The organism is Paenibacillus sp. VTT E-133291 (genome assembly GCF_002264395.1).
Lineage (GTDB): Bacteria > Bacillota > Bacilli > Paenibacillales > Paenibacillaceae > Paenibacillus_AQ > Paenibacillus_AQ nitricinens.
In genome coordinates, this window is record NZ_NFVA01000261.1 from 1 (window position 1) to 327 (window position 327).

1 protein-coding gene is annotated in these 327 nt (G+C 38.8%); it reads left to right on the plus strand.

Going from position 1 to position 327, the window contains the following annotated elements; genetic code table 11:
* The coding region (locus tag CA598_RS31840; protein WP_143812513.1) for a helix-turn-helix domain-containing protein at positions 1 to 235 on the plus strand (235 nt) is incomplete at its 5' end.
* Between the last annotated feature and the right edge of the window lie 92 nt (positions 236 to 327).

Here is a 327-nt window from a genome sequence, read left to right on the forward strand (position 1 = left end):
GGAACGACTTGCAAGTTATTTATTAACGATTAAGCTCGAGCGGGAGTTTGGAAAAGAAATTCAGACACCCTATATCCCAGATATAGCTTCGTTAATTGGGACTACTCCCCGCCACTTAAACCGTGTCATTCAGCGGCTCACCGACATGGAAATTTTATATAAAGTTAAGCAAGAAATTGTCGTGCTCGATTGGGAACGCTTGGACGAAATGTCTAACGGAATAAGATTTGAATAACCTAAAAGCCCATCATTCATTTGAGGATAAAATGATCGATGTCTTCATAACGGATATCGATCTTTTCTCCGTTTCTTTTGACAAGATTTATA